Below are 21,145 nucleotides of genomic sequence, written 5' to 3'. Positions count from 1 at the left end.
AGCGTGCGACAGACTGCGGACAAAGCCTGAAAAAACCGGGTGAAAACCCGCCCTGTCAAGAAGGGCCACTTTCACGCGACGGGAATACGACAAGCCCGGTTTTTTTTGTTTCATTTACTTGACGCATACCGGCCTGGACTCAACAATCCCGGCTTTCCTTCACACGATTTTCACGATCATGCTGGACCTCTTTGCAGGGCTGGACACTCATGTGGCCATCACCCTGATTTTGTCGCTGGGCTTTGTCCTGGCCTTCGAGTTCATCAACGGTTTTCACGATACGGCCAATGCCGTTGCCACCGTCATTTATACCCAGTCGATGAAGCCCCGGCTGGCGGTGTTTGCCTCTGGCGTGTTCAACTTTCTCGGCGTATTGACCGGCGGCCTGGCCGTCGCCTATGCCATCGTGCATCTGCTGCCAGTGGATCTGCTGGTTTCGGTCAATACCGCTCGCGGCATGGCCATGGTGTTCGCCCTGCTGGCCGCCGCCATTGCCTGGAATCTGGGTACCTGGTATTTCGGTTTGCCCGCCTCCAGCTCGCATACCCTGATTGGTGCCATTCTCGGCGTGGGCCTGGCCAACAGCCTGATCAACGGCACGCCGCTGGCACAAGGTGTCAACTGGGGCAAGGCGATTGATGTCGGTGCCTCGCTGCTGTGTTCGCCGCTGGTCGGTGCACTGTTGTCCGGCCTGCTGGTACTGGCCCTGCGCCGTGCCCGTCCGCAAAGCAATATGCACAAGACGCCTTTCCAGCGGCAGCAGGTTGAGGGGCGCAAGCACCCGCCGTTCTGGATGCGCTTCATGCTGATCGTCAGCTCCATGGGCGTGAGCTTCTCGCATGGTTCGAATGACGGCCAAAAAGGGGTCGGCCTGATCATGCTGGTGCTGATCGGCATCGTCCCGGCGAAATATGTACTGAATCTGGACAGCACGCCTTACCAGATCGAACGCACCCGCGATGCCGCCCTGCATCTGCAACAGTTCTACAATCGTCATCAGAACGAACTGGATAGCATGTTCAAGCCGGCTGCCGCCGGCAGCAATATCCACGATTGCCGCCCGCGCGATACCCTGCAAACGGCGGACAAGCTGATTGCCGCCCTGGGCGATGGCAGCACGTATCGCAATCTGCCGGATAGCAAGCGCTGGGACGTCCGCACCGACCTGCTCTGCCTGGACGATGCCGCGAAGAAGGCGGGCTCCCTGCCCAATCTGAGCAGCGATGACAAGCAGTTGCTGAACAATCTGCGCAAAGATCTGACCGTCACCACCGAATACGCCCCGACCTGGGTCATCATCGCGGTGGCGCTGGCTCTGGGCGGCGGCACCATGATTGGCTGGCGTCGCGTGGTGAAGACTGTTGGTGAAGGCATCGGCAAGAAAGACATGACCTATGCCCAGGGGATGTCGGCCCAGCTGACTGCCGCGGTATCCATCGGCCTGGCCAGTCAGTTTGGCTTGCCGGTTTCGACCACGCATGTGTTGTCCAGCGGCGTGGCCGGTACCATGGTGGCCGACAAGGCCGGCCTGCAGTGGTCTACCGTGCGCTCCATTCTGCTGGCCTGGTTGTTTACCATGCCGGTAGCCATGCTGTTGTCTGGCGGCCTGTACTACCTGGCCAGCAACTGGCTGAAGTAATACGGCCTGCTGCTATCGATCAAGCCGCCCACGGGCGGCTTTTTCTATGATGCTCATCATGCCGGATCGCGCTTGACCTGCATCAAGCAAGTGATTCTCCAGCATTGATTCATAAATTTATTATTTGCTAATATAATCACGTTTCATCATGGTTTCTCCTTTGTTGTTTGCAGCAATCCCTTGACGCCTCATCCCTACGGATGAGGCGCTTTTTTTGCCCGGCCCAGACCTGCGCTGCGCGGATGTTGCAGCGGTCGCTCGCGACAAGGCGCTGCGCCCACCAAGGCATCCGCCCATCCAGCTGTCTGTGCCGCTGCTCTGACGGGATTCATGCGGTAAGAAACTGTTCGCGGCCAGACAGCCAGCGCTCCAGATGGGCTTCTGCCGCTTCCGGCCAGCGCGAGAGGATTTCCGGTGCCAGCTCCCGTGCCGCCTCCAGCAGGGCAATATCCTCTTCCAGATTGGCAAAACGCAGCATGGGCACGCCGCTTTGCCGGGCACCCAGGAATTCACCCGGCCCACGAATCAGCAAATCCTGGCGGGCGATCTCGAAACCATCGACATTCTCGTAAATGACTTTCAAGCGTGCCTTGGCCACATCAGACAGCGGATTTTCAAACAGCAGCATGCAGACACTGCGGGCACTGCCGCGCCCTACCCGGCCACGCAGCTGGTGCAACTGGGCCAGCCCCATGCGCTCGGCATGCTCGATCACCATCAGCGAGGCATTGGGCACATCCACGCCGACTTCGATGACGGTGGTGGCCACCAGGATTTGCAGCTGGTTACTGCCAAAAGCGGCCATGACCGCCGCCTTTTCATCCGCTTTCATCCGGCCGTGCAGCAGGCCGACATGCCACTGCCCCAGCTGGGCGGCCAACTGGCGGTGGGTTTCCACTGCCGTCTGCAGCTGCAGGGTTTCCGACTCCTCGATCAGCGGGCACACCCAGTACACCTGCTGACCTTCGCTGCAGGTCTTGTGCACGAAATCGACGACTTCTTCGCGCCGACTGCTGTTGATCAGCTTGGTGACTATCGGGGTACGGCCCGGTGGTAATTCGTCGATCACCGATACATCCAGATCGGCGTAAAAACTCATGGCCAGGGTGCGCGGAATCGGCGTGGCCGACATCATCAGCTGATGCGGTTCCTGGCCCTTTTGCTTGAGTGCCAGCCGCTGTCCGACCCCGAAACGGTGCTGCTCATCGACAATGGCCAGCCCCAGCCGGGCGAAATCCACCCCGTCCTGAAACAGCGCATGCGTTCCCACCACCAGATGGGCCGCACCACTGGCCATCTGCTCCAGCGCCAGTGCTTTCTGCTTTTTGCGCAGGCTGCCGGAGAGCCAGCTCACCGTCAGCCCCAAGGGCTCCAGCCAGCCGGACAGCTTGCGATAATGCTGCTCGGCCAGGATTTCCGTGGGGGCCATCAGTGCTACCTGGAATCCGGCCTCGATGGCGGTGAGTGCGGCCAATGCGGCTACCACGGTTTTGCCGCTGCCCACATCACCTTGCAACAAGCGATGCATGGGGTGGGCCTGTGCCAGATCGGTATCGATTTCGTCCAGCACCTTGCGCTGTGCCGCGGTGAGATGGAAGGGCAAGCTGGCAAACATGGCTTCGCGCAGGCGACCACTGCCACGCACCACCGGGGCCCGGCCCTGCCGTCTGGCGCGATAAGCCAGACGCATCGACAGCTGCTGCGCCATCAGCTCGTCAAACTTCAGCCTTTGCCAGGCCGGCAAGGCCGGCTCGCTCAGCTGGCTGGCACTGTATTCCGGTGGCGGTGAATGCAAGAGCCGCACGGCATCGGCAAAGCTTTGCAGCTGCAAATGGGCAATGACGGAGGGTGGCAGGGTTTCCGGCAATGGCAGGCTTTGCAGTTCGCTGCGGATCAGCTTGCGCAGCATGGGCTGGGTCACGCCATTGACGGTGGGATAGACCGGCGTCAGGCTTTCCGCCAGCGGTGTGCCATCAACCACTTCGCGGGTTTTCGGGTGCACCATCTCGTCACCATGAAAACCACGACGGATCTCGCCCATGGCACGCAGCAGCGCGCCATCGGCAAACTGCTTGAGCTGGCTGGGATAAAAATGGATGAAGCGCAGCAGCAGCACGCCGCTGGCGTCTTCGATACGCACCAGCAGCTGCTTGCGCGGACGGAATTGGACTTCGTGCGCAATCACCCGCCCCTCCACCAGCACCGGCTGGCCGTAGGGCGCGGCCGTGATCGGGTAGAGATGGGTTTCGTCTTCGTAGCGCAGCGGCAGGTGCAACACCAGGTCAAAGCGCCGGCGCAGGCCGAGTTTTTCGAGTTTCTTGGCCAGGGCTGGCGCTACATTGAGCGGCTGGCCGGCGAGGTCGTTGGCATGGGTCATCAGCGCCGATTGTACCCAAAAAACAAGGCGGAGGCCGCTGCCGGCACTCCGCCCTGACTGTCGCAGCGGACAGGATTATTGCTGACGTTCCCACACCTGGGTGCGTCCCAGCAGCGACACGCCGAGGAAGCCGCGCACTTCCAGCTTTTTGCCACCTTCCACCAGCTTCATCTTGGCGCTGTACACCTTGCCGTTATGCGGATCAAGAATCTTGCCGTTGGCCCAGCTGTCACCATCTTTCTTCAGCCCCCACAGAATGGTCATGCCGTTGACCGGCTTGCCCTTGCGGTCGCCATCGCAGGCCTCGCACACCACTTCCGGGTTCTGGAACAGCTTGACGATCTTGCCGGACAATTCGCCGTTGGCGCCTTCGGCAATCTGTACCACCGCCTTGGCTTGCTTGGTGTCATCGTCGATGGTCTTCCAGCTGCCGATCGGGCTGTCAGCCAGTACGCTGTGCGACAATGCGGCCAATCCAAGGGCCAGGGCGGCCGCTTTCCACAACTTGCTCATGATGTCTTTCCTCGTGTTGTCTGTCTTTATGAAACGCTAGTTTGGAGCTGCAACTCTAGCATGCCAAGGGGTCGGCATTGCGTCAAGTCATACGCTTGTTTCACAAAGTGAACACGCCCTGCGCCAGCGCCACAACCTTACCGCCGACATAAATACGACGCGCCTCATCCACCGTCAAGTGCAATACATTGGGGCGCTGCAACACGGCCCCCTGCTCCACCCGCCATTGCAGCGGATAGCGCTGGTGCAGGCTGCACCAGCCACCCAGATTGGCACAGGCCGAGCCGGTGCCCGGATCCTCCAGCACCGCACCATCCTGGCCATAAAACAGCCGCACGGTCGCCACCCCCTCCGCCTCATGCCACAGATAGGCCACGCTGCGGCCGGGATACAGGCAGGCATCGCGCAAAAACAGCTCGGCCACCGGGCGCGCGGCCAACACTGCATCGCGGCTGGCCGCGGCGATCAGCAACTGCTCGCTGCCGGTATTCAGCCAGCTGGGCGCGGCCAGCACCGCCTGCGCCGGCAGGCCCAGCATGGCGGCCGCTTGTGCGGCACTGAGGCCGGAGGGGCGCTCGCTGGCGGCATTGGCTTGCAGGGTGAACAAACCGTCCTGCTGGCGGATGGGAATCACCCCGGCGGCCGTCTGCAAGGAGAAAGCATCTCCCAGGGCTTGCCTGCGATGCAGCACGCTGGCAGCGCCGAGGGTGGGATGGCCCGCAAAAGGGAGTTCGTGTGCGGGCGTGAAAATGCGCAAATGGGCAGCCGCCTGCGTGGAAGGCAGCAGGAATACGCTTTCCGATAAATTCATCTGTCGCGCCAGCAGCTGCATTTCCAGCTCGCTCAGCCCCTCGGCCTGGCAGAACACGGCCAGCGGATTGCCGCCAAAGGTGCTTTCGGCAAAGACATTGACGATTTCATAGGTGTAGCGCGGCATGGCGGTCTCGGTTCAGGATGGGCAAGCCGCATCGTGCAAGTCCTTGCTCAGGCTGGCAAGCCGGCTTTGCAAACGCTGTGTTTGCAAGGCAGAACGACTGCGCGACAGCTGGCGCTGCAGTGTGTGATGTCTGTTGTGCAGGCGGCTGCAATGTTTGCGCTGCTGCACAAGCTGGCGCTGGCGCAACTGCTGCGCCTTGGCTTGCTCCTGCTGCAGGGTGCCGGCTTGTCTGGCAGTTTGCTGCCGGCTGTCTTGCAAGGCCCGCAGCTGGTAGGGTTCACGCGTCACCAGGCTGAAGCTGCCACCGTGCAGCGTGTGCGCAACATGATCGGCCGGACAGGGATGGTCCTGATAACTGTGCTGCCCTTGGGGACCAATGCACTTGAATACCGCCGCCGCTAACCCGGCCGGCAGCAGCAACCCGCATAACAAGACAAGAACTCGCGACATGGCCAGCACTCCGGCAGGAGGGTTCGGACTCCTGATAAGAGCCGATTCCGCCTGTGCTGGCTGCTGCGCCATCAGGCAGGCCGCTGCGCAAATAAAAAACAGGCGACCGCAATCGCCTGTTTCTGTGCGTCCAGAGCGAAAAATCAGCCCAGGAACAGTACCGCTTCGGCTTCCACTTGTACGCCCTTGGGCAGGCTGGCCACGCCCACGGCAGCACGTGCCGGGTAAGGCTGGCTGAAGTACTGGCCCATGATTTCGTTAAAGGTAGCGAAGTTGGACAGGTCGGTCAGGTAGGCATTGAGCTTGACGATCTGATCCAGGCTGCCGCCGGCAGCTTCGCACACGGCTTTCAGGTTCTTGAATACCTGATGGGTTTCAGCGGCAAAGCCACCTTCCACCACGGTCATGCTGGCCGGGTCCAGCGGGATCTGGCCGGACAGGTAAACGGTGTTGCCAGCCTTCACGGCCTGGGAGTAAGCACCGATGGCGGCCGGGGCATGTTCGGTATGGATGATTTCTTTGGTCATTTACTGGTCTCCGTCCCCGAGAAACAGGGTTAACAGGTCATTGAGAAAACGTTGCCCCTGCAAAGTGGGGCGAATGGTGGTGGCATCCTGCTCCAGCAATCCTTGCTGGATGGCCTGCTGCAATTCATTGCGGATACAGGATACAGGCAAACCGGTGCGCTCGGTGAACAGGCGCGTTTCAAAACCGCCGGTCAAGCGCAGCAGGTTCATCATGAATTCAAACGGCAATTCGTCGCGCTTTACCTTGCGGCTGCTCTGTACCGGCTGGCCGTCGGCCACCGCCTGGATATAGGCCGCCGGTTGCTTGTGACGCATTTCGCGCACAATGCCCTCGTGGCTGCTGATCTTGCCGTGCGCGCCGGCACCGATGCCCAGATAGTCGCCAAACTGCCAGTAATTGACGTTATGGCGGCTGCGCTTGCCGGGTCGGGCAAAGGCTGAAGTTTCGTAATGTTCGAAACCGGCAGCGGCCAGCCGCGCCTCGATGGCCTCCTGCATGTCAGCCGACACCTCGTCATCCGGCAGGTTTTGCGGCGTACGCACAGCGTACAGCGTGTTGGGCTCGATGGTGAGGTGATAAGCCGACAGGTGGGTGATGCCATGCGACAAGGCGGTGTCGATATCCTGCAATGCCTGTTCCAGCGTCTGACCAGGCAAGGCGTACATCAGGTCGAGATTGACGTTGTCGAAGCAGGACAGCGCGATGTCGATGGCGCGGCGTGCTTCATCACCATCATGAATCCTCCCCAGCACTTGCAGATGCTGCGGATTGAAACTTTGAATACCGATAGACAGGCGGTTGATACCGGCCTCGCGGTAGCCACGGAATTTTTCCGCTTCGAAAGTACCGGGGTTGGCTTCCATGGTGATTTCCGCCTCCGGCGACAGCCGAAGCCGGGCGCGAATACCCGCCAGCAGGGTGTCCATGGCCTGCGCCGAAAACAGGCTGGGCGTACCGCCGCCCATGAAAATGGTGCTGACGCTGCGGCCCCAGATGGCGGGCAGGCTGTATTCCAGATCGCGCAGCAGGGTTTGCACATAGGCCATTTCATCGAAACCGCCGCTGGCGACGCCTGCTTGCGGATTCCACTGCACGGTCTGGCCGTTACTGCTTTTCAGCTCGTGCGAGTTGAAATCGCAATACGGACATTTGCGCACGCACCAGGGGAAATGGATATATAGCGACAGCGGCGGCAGTTCACGCAGGCCACCTTTCAGCCCGGACAGGTCAATCACACTCATGCCAGCTCACGCAATTTGGCCTGCAAAGTCTGCATGGCCTTGCCACGATGGCTGACGCGATTCTTGTCCTCGGCCGCCAGCTGCGCCACGGTGCAGCCGAATTCCGGCAGGTAGAAGTAGGGGTCGTAACCGAAACCGCCCTCGCCTGCCGCCGTATCCTGCACTTCGCCATACCACATGCCATCGGCCACCAGCGGTTGCGGGTCGTCGGCATGGCGCACCAGTACCAGCACGCAGTAATACCAGGCGCGGCGATTGGCCTTGCCTTGCAGTTTTTCAATCAGCTTGGCGTTGTTGCGCTCGTCCGATTTGGGCTCGCCGGCATAGCGCGCCGATAACACACCGGGCTTGCCACCCAGCGCCTCCACACAAATGCCGGAATCGTCGGCCAGCGCCGGCAGGCCGGTGACGTGGCTGGCGTGACGGGCTTTTTCCAGCGCGTTTTCCAGAAAGGTGTAATGCGGCTCCGGGCACTCCGGCACATTGAGCTGCCCCTGCGGAATGACGGTGACACCCAGCGGTGCCAGCAGCGCGGAAAATTCCTTGAGCTTGCCGGCGTTATTGCTGGCCAATACCAGTTTGTCGAACATGTGGATTCATCCTGTTGCGTACAGAGCAGAACAGCAGGGTAAGCGGCCAACCATGCCGCGTCCACCCTGCTGTCAGCACGGATTATTCGGTGTCGGACACGCGGGACGGCATGGCCGCCAATGCCTGCAGCAGCAGACCTTCGTCTGCGCCATCCAGCAGCTTGGCGTCGGACAGCATGCGTCGCCACTGCCGTGCCCCCGGCATGCCCTGGAACAGGCCCAGTATATGGCGGGCAATATTACGCAACTTGTGGCCCTCGGCCAGACGGGCGCGGATATACGGCAGCATGGCTTCCACCACCTGCTGGCGGCTGACCGCGCTGCTGTCATCACCATAGAAAGCGGCATCCCACTCCGCCATCAGCCAGGGATTGTGATAAGCCTCGCGCCCCACCATCACGCCGTCGACATGGCGCAGGTGTTCGGCGATGTCGGCATTGGTCTTGATGCCACCGTTGATCAGGATTTCCAGCTCCGGTCTTTCCTGTTTCAGGCGGTAGACGTAGTCATATTTAAGCGGCGGGATTTCGCGGTTTTCCTTGGGGCTGAGGCCCTTGAGGATGGCATTGCGCGCATGCACGATAAAAGTGCTGCAGCCAGCGGCAGCCACCTGGTCGACAAAGCCTGCCAGATAGTCGTAATGCTCGATCTGGTCGATGCCGATGCGGTGCTTGACGGTGACATCGATGTCCACCACATCACACATGGCCTTGACGCAGTCGGCCACCAGTTGCGGCTCGGCCATCAGGCAGGCACCAAAGGCCCCCTTCTGTACCCGCTCGGAGGGGCAGCCGACGTTGAGGTTGACCTCGTCATAGCCCCACTGCTGCGCCAGCCGCGCGCACTGGGCCAGCTCGGCTGGCTCGGAGCCACCCAGTTGCAGGGCGACGGGGTGTTCGGCCTCGTCAAAGCGCAAATGCCGCTCCACATCGCCATACAGCAGTGCACCGGTGGTGACCATTTCGGTATACAGCCAGGTATGGCGGCTGATTTGCCGGGCAAAGTAGCGGTAGTGGCGGTCGGTCCAGTCCAGCATGGGCGCGACTGACAGGCGGCGGGCGGGCAATGGGGAGAGCCCTCCTGCCTGGGCGGGGCTTTCAAGGCGACTGGCGGTAATCTGATGACTGTTCATTGCGACCGGTATGTGCCTGCTTTCGTCAGGAAGCTGCCCTCAAAAACTGCCTCAATTTCAGCGAGATGACACCCGTCAGGCAGAGGGGCGGCCTCGATGGCAGCTGCGGCGGCAAGCATGACTAAGCAGTTGAAAAAACGGAGAATTATCCTATCGCGTACAAGTGCGGGTCAAGCGTGGCGGCAAGATAATCCTGCGCGGCAGCCGCCGCCGGGTCGGCTGGCCCGGCTTGGCACCTAGCCGGCATGGCTGCCACCGGATGGGCACCACGGCCGCGCCGCCCGCAGCAGTCGGTCGCGCACTGCCCGCCAGGCGGCCTGATCCGGTGGCAATACGATCCACACCGCGGCGCAGCCACTGGCATCGGCCTCGTGCAAGGCGGCATACAAGGCCTGGGCGTAGCCGTCCGGCGTGGCCGGCATGCGCTTGAACCAGCCGCAAGGCTGGGCCGGTGCTCCCATGGCCAGTACGGCAGCCTGCTGCCAGCCACGGTCATCGGCATGCGCCTGCATCTGCGAGGCTTCCAGCCGGTAGCAGGGCTGGCGCGGCGCATAATGCGCGGCCAGATTGCCCGGCACCCGTGGCGCGTCGGGCGCAGCACTCTCGGCCAGGTCGAGGTAAGGCTGCAACATGGCGGCGCTGATGGCGCCGGGACGCAGGATGGCCGGCCGTGCGCTGCTGAGATCGAGAATGGTGGATTCGATGCCCACGCTGCACGGCCCCCCCTCCACCACGGCGGCAATGCGGCCTGCCATATGGGCGCGCACATGCGCGGCGGAGGTGGGACTGATGCGGCAGAAGGGGTTGGCCGATGGCGCGGCCACCGGGCGTTGCAGCCGGTCCAGCAAGGCTTGCAACAAGGGATGGCTGGACCAGCGCAAGGCCACCGTCTCCTGTCCGGCGTTGACAATGGCCGGCACCCTGGCACTGGCGGGCAGCACCAGGGTCAGTGGGCCGGGCCAGAAGGCTTCGATCACCGGCCAGGCACAGTCCGGAATGCGCTCCGCCCATTGCGGCAGTTGCGCAAGGCCGCCCAGATGGACAATCAGCGGGTGATCGGCAGGCCGGTTCTTGGCGCGGAAAATCGCGGCCACCGCATCGGGCTGGGTGGCATCGGCCGCCAGCCCGTAAACGGTTTCGGTAGGAACGGCCACCAGCTCGCCGGCGCGCAACAGCGCCGCGGCCTGATCCAGTCCGGCGGAAGTGGGAGGAAGTGATTTCATGATGCGATGTGATTCCGGTAATGCAGTATTGCGGCGACCCTGCCGCCTTTAACGGGTGAGCGGGTAGCGGCTGCCGGCACCGGCAGTGGGGACAAGCGCCGGCTGGCAGCCTGCTTGTCAGCCTGGGCAAACAGCACCACCCGCAGCTCAGTCATGCTGCCAGCCATTGGCATGCCAGCGCAGCGGTGTTGCGCCATGCACGCAGTAAAGATGCAGCCAGCCGTTTTCCACCAGTTGCCGGGGGATGGGCTGCGCCAGCAGCGCGGCGGCCAGCTTGTCCGGCGGCGCATCGATGCAGGCGGCCAGACGCAGCGGTGCATGGCGCAGGCGCTGACCGTCATGCAGCGACTGCCAGGCCAGGCCGATGCGCAAATCGCCGCTATTGCCTTCGAATACGCCGATGCGCCCCCCCACCACATTGTGCAGCAGCTTGTTGCCGCTACCAAAACGGCGCGGGTCCACCGTGGAGGCGAAATACTGCATGTTGATCCAGTGCGCCACCACCATGGGCGCGGCCAGGATGCCCTGCAAGACGCGGCCATCGGCATCGGCACGCCAGTCGTATTCATGCAGGAAGGCACGCCCCCCCAGATCAAGCCGCTTGCTCTTGGCGCGCGCGGCGGCAATGAACAGCGCATTGCCGGCCAGCCCCCATTCCGGCCGCGTTTCCGCCCAGTCGTCGCCTTTCTGGCGCATTTGCCGCAACAGGGTGGCGTCGTCGGCGGAGGAGGAAAGACCGACCTGTTCCGCGCGGCGACGCCGTGCCAGGGCCGAGGCAGCCTGTAATGCGGACTGCAGGCCGGGCAGGCGCCCACTCGCCTCGGCGGCCAGTGTTTCACCATCCAGCAGCAGGATTTCGTCGCTGTGCGTCAGGTGCAGTGCGGGCAGGAAAACCGTATCGGCCGGGATGGCACGGCCCTGTTCCGCCAGCTGCTGGCGCAGCGCCGGGTCATTCAGCCAGCTGGCCAGCAGCCGTACATGCTGGTGACCGCCATGCCCGCCGCAAGCACCGCATTGCAGCGCCGCAGCCTGCGGATTATTGCTGACATGGCTGGCATGGCCGACCAGCAGCACCCAGGGTGCCAGCGGTCCGGACAAGCCCATGCCCGGCAGCAGGCCGGCGACGATGGCCACACGTTGCGCCAGATCAAGCCGGTCTTGCGGCAGTGCCTTGGCCGTCTGCGGCGTCAGCCAGGGATCGAGCTGCGACAGCCCCGGCGGCAGGCTGCGGGCCTTGCTGCGCCGCGCCAGCGTGGCCAGCTTGCCAAGACCGATGCTTTCCACCAGGGCAAAGCCGCCCAGTGGCGAGCGCTGAAACGCCTGCCAGCCACGACGCGTTGGCGTGGATGTTTTCGCCTCCGGCACCTGCACCTCCCAGCCCGGCGCCAGCAGCACCGGCAGCCGTGGCTGGCTGACCGTGCCACCCGGCAGGCGGTAGGCCAGCGGCAGGCCGAAAAAGCCGGCAAAGCCATAACTGCGGCTGTCGGCAACGGTTTCCTCCAGCGCGCGGCGCAGTGGTTCGGAACGCACGTCGATGCAGAACACCGCTTGCAATGAGGGGCGCGTGGCCACTTCGGCGGCATCGGCAGTACAGAGCGCGCGGGTGAGCGGTGCATGCAGCGACAGCTCGTGCGCACGCTGCCAGATCAATGCCCGTGCGTCGGCGCTGCACTGCGGCAGCCTTTCCCAATCACGCTGCCAGTCTGCCCAGGCGCTGTCCGGACCGCGTGCGCCATCGTCGAGCAGGCATTCCCAGGCCAGCTGGATGGCCAGCAACTGGCGCAGATTGTCGTCAGTCCTGCCCTGCAGGCCGGCTTGCCAACCCAGATAGGCACACCAGGCGGCCCAGCCGTTATTGCGCATCAACAATGCCTGCAGCCACGGCGTCAGCCATTGCGGCCGGGCTTGCAGCTGTTCCAGACCGGCAAGCAGCATGGCCTCGGCATCCTCGGGCAATTGCCGGGAACGCTGCCGGATTTGTTCGCGCCGCAGCGGCGAGCTGCTCAGGCCATACGGATGACGCATCTGCGCCAGCCAGGCGGCATAGAGGCCGCCGTCATGCTCGAGGTGCCAGTTGGCCTGGTCACGGTCGAAGCTGGCGGCGCAATACTGGCTGACTTGCTGGATGATGACATCGCTCCAGGATTGTGCGGCCAGCGGACCTGCTGCCTCGCGCTGCCAGGCGGCCAGCAGCCGCGGCGCCAGCGGCAGATCGACAGCCTCAGGCGCGCTGTCCAGCCAGGCGGCTGCGCCCTGCTGCCAGCCTGCTTCCGTCAGTGCGGCTTCCAGCGCACTGGCGGTGATGTCGCCGCGCCGCCAGGCCGCCAGATATTCGCTGTGCGCCAGGTGCAGCGGGCTGTCCGCCACCTGGCGCAGCGTGTCGGCGGCCTGCTCGAAGCGCTGCTCACGCAGCCCCCAATAGGGCGAGCTGGCCACCAGGCTGTCCAGCGGCCAGGCCGGGGCAATCGTGGCCAGGGCCTGTGTAATGGCCTGCTGCCAGGCAGTGTGTTGTTCAGCCACGACGGTTCTCCTGCAGTTGCGGCCAGCTCAGGGCCAGGGAAATGGGCGGGCGCGGCTGACGCCGCCCCAGCATGCACCACCATTCATCGAGGTGGAAACCGGCAAAGGCATGCGGATAGATGCGGCGGGCCAGCGCACCGTCTGGATGACGCAACAAGTGGCCTTGCAGCCAAAACGTGGCCAGGAACATTGCCGCCAGCACGCCCTGCACATACAGCGCCGGTGTCGGGCCATGCAGCGGCAGGATGGTCGCGGCCAGGGCGTGCAGCAGCAGATAGCTCTGGCTCAACAGCAGCACCAGCAGCAGGCCGGCCCCACTGCGCAGCAGCAGACCCATGCCCAGCCCCATGGCCAGGCAGAACAGCGGCGGCAGTGCGGCGGCGGGAAGCCAGCGCTGCCACAGCCATTGCGCTGCCGCCAGCCACAGCACCGCCAGCAGTCCCCGCGCCAAGTGAGCCCAGGGGCTGTCGGCGTCTTGCTCGCCGGCCAGACGCCGTGCCGCGCTGTCGCGGGCGGTTTCGCCGGCCAGCAGAAAGGCATGGGCCTTGTAGAAGGAGTGCGCCAGCAGGTGCAGCAGCGCCAGCGAGTACCAGCCCATGCCGATTTCCAGCAACATGAAGCCCATTTGCGCGCAGGTGGACCAGGCCAGACGCAGCTTGATGCTGATGCGGGTGAGCATCACCACGCAGCTCAGCAGTGCACTGCCGCCACCCCACAGCATCAGCAGGGTGTTGGCTGGCGGGGCGGCTTGCAGCAGCGGGGCTGCCTTGATCAGCACCATGCCCCCCAGGTTGACCACGCCGGCATGCAGCAAGGCAGAAATCGGCGTCGGCGCCTCCATCACCTGGGTCAGCCAGCCGTGAAACGGCAGTTGCGCGGTCTTGATCGCCACCGCTGCCGCCAGCAACAAGCCGGCCGCCACGGCATAGCCTTGCCTGCCTTCGGCCAGCGTGGACGATGCGCCGGGCAACAGGCTGAGGCTGCCACCGGCCACGAGCCACAGCAGCAAGGCCCCCAGCAGCAAGAGCTCGGCCAGGCGGCTGGCGCGCCATTCGCGCTGCGCAGCCAGCTGCGCGGCGGGCCGCTGCGGATAAAAGGTAAGCAGGGTTTGCAAGGCCAGGCTGCAGGCTATCCAGGCCAGCACCATCAGCAAGAGATGGCTGGCTTGCACCACCACCGTCACCGCCGCCAGCAGGCAGCCGATGGCGCGCAAAAAGCGCGGCTGTCCCGGCTCGCCCTGCAGGTAACGCCGCGCATAGCGCAGCACCATCCAGCCCAGCAGCTGGATCAGCGCCTGCATCAGCCAGGCGGCGGCGAACCACGGGGCCGGCGTGGGCTGGTATAGCAAGGCAAGCAGCAACAGGCCACCTGCCAGGGCGACGCTTTCACCCAGCTGCCAGTGAGGCGACAAGGCCCGGCCAGGCCACAGGGCGGGCAGCAGCCAGAGCAGCGCGATGGCGAATGGCAGTGCATTAAGCAGGGCAAGAGGCATGATGGGCTCCGGTATTGATCCTGCCGGCACTTTGCCTGAGACAATATGTTCAGTAAAATAGATTAAATATTAGTTTTCATTCTTTAATAAAGAATAATGAGCCGACTCAATTACCACCATCTGCATTACTTCTGGGCGGTAGCCAGCGAAGGCCACCTGACACGCGCCGCGGAGCGACTGCATGTGTCGCAGTCGGCCCTGTCCGCGCAAATCCGCCAGCTGGAGGAGCAACTGGGCCAGCCGCTGTTTCTGCGCGAAGGCCGCAAGCTGCAACTGACCGAGCTGGGTGCGGTGGTGATGGGCTATGCCGAGGAGATTTTCGCGCTGGGCAACGAGCTGCTGGCCAGCGCAGCATCCGGCGTGGGCCGCAACACCTTGCGCATCGGCAGCGTGGCCACGCTCTCGCGCAATTTTCAGGAGTGGTTCTTGCAGCCGGTGCTGCAAGAAGCCGCAGTGCGCCTGGTATTGGAGGCCGGCAGCCTGGACGAGCTGCTGCAAAGGCTGAAGACGCACGAGCTGGATGTGGTGCTATCCAACCGGCCGGCCCTGGGCAATGACAAGCAATCCTGGCGCTGCCGCACCCTGGCGCGCCAGCCGGTGGTGCTGGTCGGGCCGCCCTTGCCGGCAGGCCAGGTATTCCAGTTCGAACGCGATCTGCCGGCCCTGCCCTTGCTGGCTCCCAGCCGCAAGAGCGAAATCCGCCTGCGCTTTGATCTGTTGTGTGAGGAGCTGGCCTTGCAGCCGGCCATCCGTGCCGAAGTGGACGATATGGCCATGTTGCGGCTATTGGCGCGCGATGCCGGCTGTGTGGCGCTGCTGCCGGCGATTGTGGTGCGCGACGAGCTGGACAAGGGGCTGCTGCAGCAATACTGCGTGGTGCCGCGCGTCGAGGAGACTTTCTACGCCATCACCGTGCAACGCCAGTATCTGTCGCCCTTGCTGCAGGATTTGCTGCGCATGGCCAGCACGGAGCAAGGAATGCATCCGGAGACAGCATCCGACTGAGCCGCCCCACGGCCCGCCAGCCTGCGCAGAAGAGCGCGCACGGCAGGCAAGAAAAAACCTCCGCCCCGGCATGGCCGGTCAGCGGAGGTTTGCGGATGGCATGGCAAATGGTTTACAGCATCCAGCCGATATGCGCCGGCACCTGGCCATCCACCGCCATCATCACCGACAAGGCGGTGACGGTGATGATGGAGAAGAAGAACACCTGGCGCGCCCAGACGCGGTCGTCAGTGCTTTCCTTGTAGCCGGACAGCGCCATCTTCAGCCACCACAGGCTGGTGGCACAGGCCACCGCCAGATAGCCGTAACCGGCATAGCCGTAGAACACCAGCAGCAGCGTCGCCACGGCAAAAGCCAGGATGTACAGCACGATCTGCTGCTTGGCCTCGGAAATGCCCTTCACCACCGGCAGCACCGGAATCTTCGCAGCTTCGTAATCCTTGAAGCGGAAGATGGCGATGGCGTAGGAGTGCGGCATCTGCCACAGGCAGAACATCAGCAGCAGGATGGCGGCACCGCTGTCAAAGCGGCCGCTGGCGGCACAGTAACCCGCCACCGGCGGTACCGCGCCGGACAGGCTGCCCACCAGGGTGCCGTAAACCGACTTGCGCTTCATGTACAGGCTGTACACACCGACATAGATCAGGAAACCGAACAGCGCACAGCACAGCGCCAGCACGTTGGTCCAGATGGCCAGCGTGGCAAAGCCTGCCGCGCCCAGCACGAAACCGTGTGCCAGTGCCGCCTTGGGACTCATGTCGCCGGTTACCAGCACCCGCTTTTGCGTACGGGCCATGCGCGCGTCGATATCGCGGTCGATGCAGTTGTTGATGGCGCAGCCGGAGGCCACCACCAGCGACAATCCCGCCACCGTGGCCAGCAGCAGGGTCCAGTCCAGCCGACCCTGCGTTGCCAGCAGAAAACCGCCCACGGTAGAGATGAGATTGCCGAAGATGATCCCCGGCTTGGTCACCTGCAAATAGCGCTTGAGCTTCATCACGTCCCGGCTCAGCGCAGCATCAGCGCATCGGCGGTGGAGATGATCCACACCGACAGGCCAACCAGCATCACGATGATCATCGCGGTGAACAGGAAGGAGAAGCTGTTGAGCTTGCCTTCCTTGGTGAAGTTCAGATGCAGGAAGTATTTGAGGTGCACGATGATCTGCACCACGGCAAAGCCGAAGATGCCGATCATGGTGGCCTGCTTGGTGAAGCTGTGACTCATCACCATCCAGAAGGGGATGGCGGTGAGGATGACAGCCAGCACAAAGCCCACCAGATAGCTTTTTACGCTGCCGTGGTCGGCGGCGTGCTCATGTGCCTGACTCATCACATGGCTCCTTTCAGATACACGACGGTGAATACGCAGATCCACACGATGTCGAGGAAGTGCCAGAACAGGCTGAGGCAGTTCAGGCGGGTCATGGCGCGGCCGGTCAGGCCGGTCTTGGCCACTTCGATCATCATCACCGTCATCCACAGCAGGCCGGCAGTGACGTGCAGGCCGTGCAGGCCCACCAGACCGAAGAAGGACGACAGGAAGGCGCTGACATTGGGGCCGTGGCCTTCGGCGATCAGGTGGTGAAACTCGTTCACTTCCATGCCGATGAACACCGCGCCGCAGGCGAAGGTCACTGCCAGCCAGCCCAGCACGGCCGACTTGTTGCCCTTGTAACCGGCAATCATGGCAAAGCCGTAGGTGATGGAGGACAGCAGCAGCGCTGCGGTTTCACCCATCACATAAGGCAGCTCGAAGATTTCCTTGCCCGAAACGCCGGTGGCGACGTTGCGGTACAGCACCGCGTACGCCGCAAAAGCCGTGGCGAACAGGATGCAGTCGGTCATCAGATAGAACCAGAAGCCCAGCACGGTTTGCGAACCGCTGTCGTGGTGCTCGTGGTCGTCATGCGCGTCGTGCGCGTGCTCTACATAAGTACTCATCTTGGCTCAACCTGTTAGGCGGTAGTGGTGGGACGGCTGCCACGACGCGGCTTTTCAGCATCGCGTTCGCTGTAGTTGTCCACATCAATGCCCATCTGTTCGAAGTGGGCACGCTCGATGCTTTCGATTTCATCCGGCTGCACGTAGTAGTCCAGATTGTTGTCGTAAGCACGGGCCAGCATGGCGCCGATGATGCCGACCAGGCCGACAATCGCCAGCCACCAGATATGCCAGATCAGGGCAAAACCCAGCAGGGTGGTGAAACCACCGATGTACACGCCGGTGGCGGTATTGCTCGGCATGTGGATCGGTGCGTAGTGCTGCGGCACCTTGTAGGCCACGCCCTTTTCCTTCATGTCGGTGAAGGCGTCGATATCATGCACATGCGGCACAACGGCAAAGTTGTAGAACGGCGGCGGCGAGGAAGTGGACCATTCCAGGGTATGGCCATTCCACGGGTCACCGGTCACGTCCATGTTCTGCTTGCGGTCACGAACGCTGACATACAGCTGCAGCAGCTGGCAGGCAATGCCGCAGGCAATCAGCACCGCGCCCACGCAAGCCAGGTACAGCCATGGGTCCCATGCCGGATTGTTGGTATGGTTCAGACGACGGGTCATGCCCAGGAAGCCCAGGATGTACAGCGGGATGAAGGCAAAGAAGAAACCGCTCTGCCAGAACCAGAAGGCCGCCTTGCCCAGCTTTTCATTCAGCTTGAAGCCGAAAGCCTTGGGGAACCAGTAGGAGAAGCCAGCCAGATAGCCGAATACCGCACCACCGATAATGGTGTTGTGGAAGTGGGCGATCAGGAACAGGCTGTTGTGCAGCACAAAGTCGGCACCCGGCACCGCCATCAGCACGCCGGTCATGCCGCCGATGGAGAAGGTCACCATGAAGCCCAGGGTCCACAATACCGGCGGGGTAAAGCGGATACGACCCCGATACATGGTGAACAGCCAGTTGAACAGCTTCACCCCGGTCGGTACCGAAATCACCATGGTGGCAATACCGAAGAAGGCGTTGACGTCCGCACCGGAACCCATGGTGAAGAAGTGGTGCAGCCACACCATGAAGCCCAGTACCGAGATCACGCCACTGGCGATGATCATCGAGGTATGGCCAAACAGGCGCTTGCCGGAGAAGGTGGAGATGACTTCGGAGAAGATACCGAAAGCCGGCAGCACCAGAATGTAAACCTCGGGGTGACCCCAGGCCCAGAACAGGTTCAGGTACATCATGGCGTTACCACCGGCTTCCGCGGTAAAGAAGTGAAAGTCCAGGTAACGGTCCAGGCTCAGCATGGCCAGGGCGCCGGTCAGAATCGGGAAGGAAGCCACGATCAGCACGTTGGCCCAGGTGCAGGTCCAGGTAAAGATGGGCATCTGCATCAGCTTCATGCCCGGTGCACGCATCTTGATGATGGTCACCAGGAAGTTGATCGCCGTTAGCGTCGTCCCTATCCCGGATATCTGTAGCGCCCAGGTGTAGTAATCCACCCCCACATCCGGACTGAAGCCCAGCTCGGACAGCGGCGGATAGGCCACCCAGCCGGTACGGGCAAAGTTGCCCACACCCAGCGACAGGTTGACCAGGATCACCGCCGACACCAGCAGCCAGAAGCTCAGCGAGTTCAGGAAGGGGAAGGCCACGTCACGCGCGCCGATTTGCAGCGGCACCACGATGTTCATCAGACCGGTCATGAAAGGCATGGCCATGAAGATGATCATGATCACACCGTGGGCGGTGAAGATCTGGTCGTAGTGTTCTGGTGGAAATACCCCCAGGTGCCCGTCGGTGGCCAACGCCAGCTGGGTACGCATCATCAGGGCGTCAGCAAAGCCGCGCAGCAGCATGATCATGGCGACGACGATATACATCACGCCAATCTTCTTGTGGTCGACCGAAGTCAGCCACTCTTTCCACAAATAGCCCCATTTACCGAACTTGGTAATGAGCGCCAGCACCACCAGGCCCAGCAGGCCGGCGCCGGACAGCGCGGCGACGATGATGGGTTCCTTGTAGGGGATGGCATCCAGAGTCAGTTTGCCTAACAACATCGATTATTGCTCCTTGACGGCCGGGGTTTCGCACAGACGCTTGGTCAGCGCGGCCAGCTTCAGTTCGTCGTCGGTGGCGGCCAGCGACTGGCGGCCTGCCATGTATTTGTGCAGCACGGCATCGAACAGACGCGGTTCCGGCATGGCGTAGTAGGCCACGGCATTGTTTTCGCTCGGCTTGGCCAGGGCGAGGTAAGCATCGGCATTCAACGGCTTGCCAGCAGCACGCACCTTCTGCACCCAGGCATCAAACTGCTCGGGGGTTTCGGTGGCGATGGCATTGAACTTCATGCCGGAGAAACCGGCGCCGCTGTAGTTGGACGACATGCCCTTGTAGGTGCCGGCTTCATTGGCGATCAGATGCAGCTTGGTTTCCATGCCGGCCATGGCGTAAATCTGCCCACCCAGTTGCGGGATGAAGAAGGAGTTCATCGCGGCATCGGAGGTGATGCGGAAATTCACCGGTACATTCTTGGGGAAGGCCAGCTGGTTGACACTGGCGATGTGCAGATCCGGGTAGATGAACAGCCACTTCCAGTTCATCGCCACCACTTGCACATTGATCGGCTTCTTGTCCGAATCCAGCGGGCGGTAGGGGTCGAGCTTGTGGGTGGTGTTCCAGGTCACCACCGCCAGACAGGCCACGATGATGATGGGAATGATCCAGACAACGGCCTCGATCTTGTTGGAGTGCGACCACTTGGGGGTGTAGATGGCGTCCTTGTTGCTGGCGCGATACTTCCAGGCAAACAGGAAAGTCATCACGATGACCGGGATGACAACCAGCAACATCAGCAGGGTGGCCGTGATGATCAGGGACTTTTCATCCGCCGCTACCTGTCCTTTGGGGTCAAGAATGCCACCTTGACACCCCGAGAGCAGTACAGCCAGCACGGGCGAGAGTCCCCACAACAGGCGGGTGGGTCTAAAGTTTCTCATCATACGACTTTACGGGTTAAAGATTCGTTGCCCGCGCCTTGGCGCGGATGACAGTGCACGGACGGGCACTGCCAGTGATGCAGAAGCCGGCACCAGGGCCGACCCGGCGGGCAGAGTGCCGGCGCTGGCCACTCCACCCGTAATGAATATCATTCCATCCCCACTGCTGAATCCTCCCGCCGGCACGGCATCCGGCCAGGTGCGCACGGGTGGACAGGCTGCGCGGGTGCTGCCTGTCGCCAGGCCGAATGAGGTGAGCGCCGTGCGGCCAGACTGCCTGGCCGGCAACCGCCTCATGCCGCAGTGCACACGCAGAGGCTGACAAGGCTGCGACAATTTGTCACAGTGACGGGCGCGTTATTAAAAATCAGTTTTGTTGCCGAGAGCAAGACGTCAAGGTCGAGCATGGCCAGAAAAGCTGCATCAAAATGGTGCAAACTTGATTTATGTCAATATCAAAATAGCGCCGCCATGCTAGGCGCAGCAATGACTTACGCCTTTCGCATGTTGTGTGCAATGCAGCACACGGATTGTTGCAATTAGTTACAAAAAAAAGACA

General features: G+C 62.4%; 18 protein-coding genes. 2 read left to right on the top strand and 16 right to left on the bottom strand.

From position 1 onward, the window contains the following. Positions 1 to 178: 178 nt before the first annotated feature. Positions 179 to 1,639 carry an inorganic phosphate transporter gene (locus DFR38_RS14560; protein ID WP_059284813.1) on the top strand — a complete coding sequence of 487 codons (1,461 nt, stop codon included), beginning with the start codon at positions 179 to 181 and terminating at the stop codon, positions 1,637 to 1,639. Positions 1,640 to 1,967: 328 nt separating this feature from the next. Here DFR38_RS14560 and recG read toward each other — a convergent pair whose 3' ends face one another. The 11 genes from recG to DFR38_RS14505 all read right to left on the bottom strand — a co-directional run bounded on the left by recG (position 1,968) and on the right by DFR38_RS14505 (position 14,642). Further along, positions 1,968 to 4,016 carry an ATP-dependent DNA helicase RecG gene (gene recG, locus DFR38_RS14555; protein WP_110313570.1) on the bottom strand — a complete coding sequence of 683 codons (2,049 nt, stop codon included), beginning with the start codon at positions 4,014 to 4,016 and terminating at the stop codon, positions 1,968 to 1,970. 75 nt (positions 4,017 to 4,091) lie between these two features. Next, positions 4,092 to 4,529, bottom strand: a complete 438-nt coding sequence (locus DFR38_RS14550) for a DUF2147 domain-containing protein (protein ID WP_059284812.1) — start codon at positions 4,527 to 4,529, stop codon at positions 4,092 to 4,094. Positions 4,530 to 4,629: 100 nt separating this feature from the next. Beyond that, positions 4,630 to 5,466 carry a PhzF family phenazine biosynthesis protein gene (locus DFR38_RS14545; protein ID WP_110313569.1) on the bottom strand — a complete coding sequence of 279 codons (837 nt, stop codon included), beginning with the start codon at positions 5,464 to 5,466 and terminating at the stop codon, positions 4,630 to 4,632. Positions 5,467 to 5,478: 12 nt separating this feature from the next. Beyond that, on the bottom strand, positions 5,479 to 5,916 hold the full coding sequence (locus DFR38_RS14540; RefSeq protein WP_158527742.1) for a DUF4124 domain-containing protein: 438 nt from the start codon (positions 5,914 to 5,916) through the stop codon (positions 5,479 to 5,481). A 143-nt stretch (positions 5,917 to 6,059) separates the two neighbouring features. Further along, positions 6,060 to 6,443: a RidA family protein gene (locus DFR38_RS14535; protein WP_059286100.1), complete on the bottom strand. Its 384-nt coding sequence runs from the start codon at positions 6,441 to 6,443 to the stop codon at positions 6,060 to 6,062. Then, positions 6,444 to 7,685 (bottom strand): radical SAM family heme chaperone HemW, encoded by a 1,242-nt coding sequence (gene hemW, locus DFR38_RS14530; protein WP_059286101.1) that lies wholly within the window; start codon positions 7,683 to 7,685, stop codon positions 6,444 to 6,446. Continuing rightward, a complete protein-coding gene (gene rdgB, locus DFR38_RS14525) occupies positions 7,682 to 8,275 on the bottom strand; it encodes an RdgB/HAM1 family non-canonical purine NTP pyrophosphatase (protein WP_059286102.1) in 594 nt (197 codons plus the stop codon). Before rdgB ends, hemW begins: the two co-directional genes overlap by 4 nt. An 82-nt stretch (positions 8,276 to 8,357) precedes the next feature. Continuing rightward, positions 8,358 to 9,341, bottom strand: a complete 984-nt coding sequence (dusA, locus tag DFR38_RS14520) for a tRNA dihydrouridine(20/20a) synthase DusA (RefSeq protein ID WP_425320052.1) — start codon at positions 9,339 to 9,341, stop codon at positions 8,358 to 8,360. A 302-nt stretch (positions 9,342 to 9,643) separates the two neighbouring features. Then, the gene (locus tag DFR38_RS14515; RefSeq protein WP_110313567.1) at positions 9,644 to 10,630 is read right to left on the bottom strand and encodes an L-threonylcarbamoyladenylate synthase; all 987 of its coding nucleotides are present in this window, start codon (positions 10,628 to 10,630) and stop codon (positions 9,644 to 9,646) included. Positions 10,631 to 10,777: 147 nt separating this feature from the next. Then, entirely contained in the window at positions 10,778 to 13,150 is a 2,373-nt protein-coding gene (locus DFR38_RS14510; RefSeq protein WP_110313566.1) for a YbcC family protein, read from the bottom strand. Beyond that, entirely contained in the window at positions 13,143 to 14,642 is a 1,500-nt protein-coding gene (locus DFR38_RS14505; protein WP_110313565.1) for an NADH-quinone oxidoreductase subunit L, read from the bottom strand. The genes DFR38_RS14510 and DFR38_RS14505 overlap by 8 nt, the downstream gene beginning before the upstream one ends. A gap of 96 nt (positions 14,643 to 14,738) precedes the next feature. Between DFR38_RS14505 and DFR38_RS14500 the strand changes: the two genes are divergently transcribed. Beyond that, a complete protein-coding gene (locus DFR38_RS14500) occupies positions 14,739 to 15,647 on the top strand; it encodes a LysR family transcriptional regulator (RefSeq protein WP_059285901.1) in 909 nt (302 codons plus the stop codon). 112 nt (positions 15,648 to 15,759) lie between these two features. Here the strand turns inward: DFR38_RS14500 and cyoE are convergent, their stop codons facing one another. The 5 genes from cyoE to cyoA are packed head-to-tail and all read right to left on the bottom strand — an operon-like array spanning position 15,760 to position 20,541. Beyond that, positions 15,760 to 16,644: a heme o synthase gene (gene cyoE / locus DFR38_RS14495; protein WP_059285900.1), complete on the bottom strand. Its 885-nt coding sequence runs from the start codon at positions 16,642 to 16,644 to the stop codon at positions 15,760 to 15,762. Between the two features lie 11 nt (positions 16,645 to 16,655). Beyond that, a complete protein-coding gene (gene cyoD, locus DFR38_RS14490) occupies positions 16,656 to 16,979 on the bottom strand; it encodes a cytochrome o ubiquinol oxidase subunit IV (RefSeq protein ID WP_059285899.1) in 324 nt (107 codons plus the stop codon). Then, entirely contained in the window at positions 16,979 to 17,590 is a 612-nt protein-coding gene (gene cyoC / locus DFR38_RS14485) for a cytochrome o ubiquinol oxidase subunit III (RefSeq protein ID WP_059285898.1), read from the bottom strand. Before cyoC ends, cyoD begins: the two co-directional genes overlap by 1 nt. A 14-nt stretch (positions 17,591 to 17,604) precedes the next feature. Then, positions 17,605 to 19,647 carry a cytochrome o ubiquinol oxidase subunit I gene (cyoB, locus tag DFR38_RS14480; protein ID WP_059285897.1) on the bottom strand — a complete coding sequence of 681 codons (2,043 nt, stop codon included), beginning with the start codon at positions 19,645 to 19,647 and terminating at the stop codon, positions 17,605 to 17,607. A 3-nt stretch (positions 19,648 to 19,650) separates the two neighbouring features. After that, a complete protein-coding gene (gene cyoA, locus DFR38_RS14475) occupies positions 19,651 to 20,541 on the bottom strand; it encodes a ubiquinol oxidase subunit II (protein WP_239688636.1) in 891 nt (296 codons plus the stop codon). Positions 20,542 to 21,145 lie beyond the last annotated feature (604 nt).

This window comes from Aquitalea magnusonii, from assembly GCF_003202035.1.
GTDB classification, from domain to species: Bacteria; Pseudomonadota; Gammaproteobacteria; order Burkholderiales; family Chromobacteriaceae; genus Aquitalea; species Aquitalea magnusonii.
Note: the sequence above shows the minus strand (reverse complement) of the source record. Positions and strands in the feature narration are given on the sequence as shown.

Excerpts from the sequence above, each read along its gene's own strand:
- DFR38_RS14515 (WP_110313567.1), bottom strand. The coding sequence starts at position 10,630 with ATGAAATCACTTCCTCCCACTTCCGCCGGACTGGATCAGGCCGCGGCG.
- recG (WP_110313570.1), bottom strand. The coding sequence starts at position 4,016 with ATGACCCATGCCAACGACCTCGCCGGCCAGCCGCTCAATGTAGCGCCA.
- DFR38_RS14505 (WP_110313565.1), bottom strand. The coding sequence starts at position 14,642 with ATGCCTCTTGCCCTGCTTAATGCACTGCCATTCGCCATCGCGCTGCTC.
- DFR38_RS14500 (WP_059285901.1), top strand. The coding sequence starts at position 14,739 with ATGAGCCGACTCAATTACCACCATCTGCATTACTTCTGGGCGGTAGCC.
- cyoD (WP_059285899.1), bottom strand. The coding sequence starts at position 16,979 with ATGAGTCAGGCACATGAGCACGCCGCCGACCACGGCAGCGTAAAAAGC.
- cyoE (WP_059285900.1), bottom strand. The coding sequence starts at position 16,644 with ATGAAGCTCAAGCGCTATTTGCAGGTGACCAAGCCGGGGATCATCTTC.
- DFR38_RS14545 (WP_110313569.1), bottom strand. The coding sequence starts at position 5,466 with ATGCCGCGCTACACCTATGAAATCGTCAATGTCTTTGCCGAAAGCACC.
- DFR38_RS14535 (WP_059286100.1), bottom strand. The coding sequence starts at position 6,443 with ATGACCAAAGAAATCATCCATACCGAACATGCCCCGGCCGCCATCGGT.
- hemW (WP_059286101.1), bottom strand. The coding sequence starts at position 7,685 with ATGAGTGTGATTGACCTGTCCGGGCTGAAAGGTGGCCTGCGTGAACTG.
- rdgB (WP_059286102.1), bottom strand. The coding sequence starts at position 8,275 with ATGTTCGACAAACTGGTATTGGCCAGCAATAACGCCGGCAAGCTCAAG.
- cyoC (WP_059285898.1), bottom strand. The coding sequence starts at position 17,590 with ATGAGTACTTATGTAGAGCACGCGCACGACGCGCATGACGACCACGAG.
- DFR38_RS14550 (WP_059284812.1), bottom strand. The coding sequence starts at position 4,529 with ATGAGCAAGTTGTGGAAAGCGGCCGCCCTGGCCCTTGGATTGGCCGCA.
- DFR38_RS14560 (WP_059284813.1), top strand. The coding sequence starts at position 179 with ATGCTGGACCTCTTTGCAGGGCTGGACACTCATGTGGCCATCACCCTG.
- DFR38_RS14540 (WP_158527742.1), bottom strand. The coding sequence starts at position 5,916 with ATGTCGCGAGTTCTTGTCTTGTTATGCGGGTTGCTGCTGCCGGCCGGG.
- cyoB (WP_059285897.1), bottom strand. The coding sequence starts at position 19,647 with ATGTTGTTAGGCAAACTGACTCTGGATGCCATCCCCTACAAGGAACCC.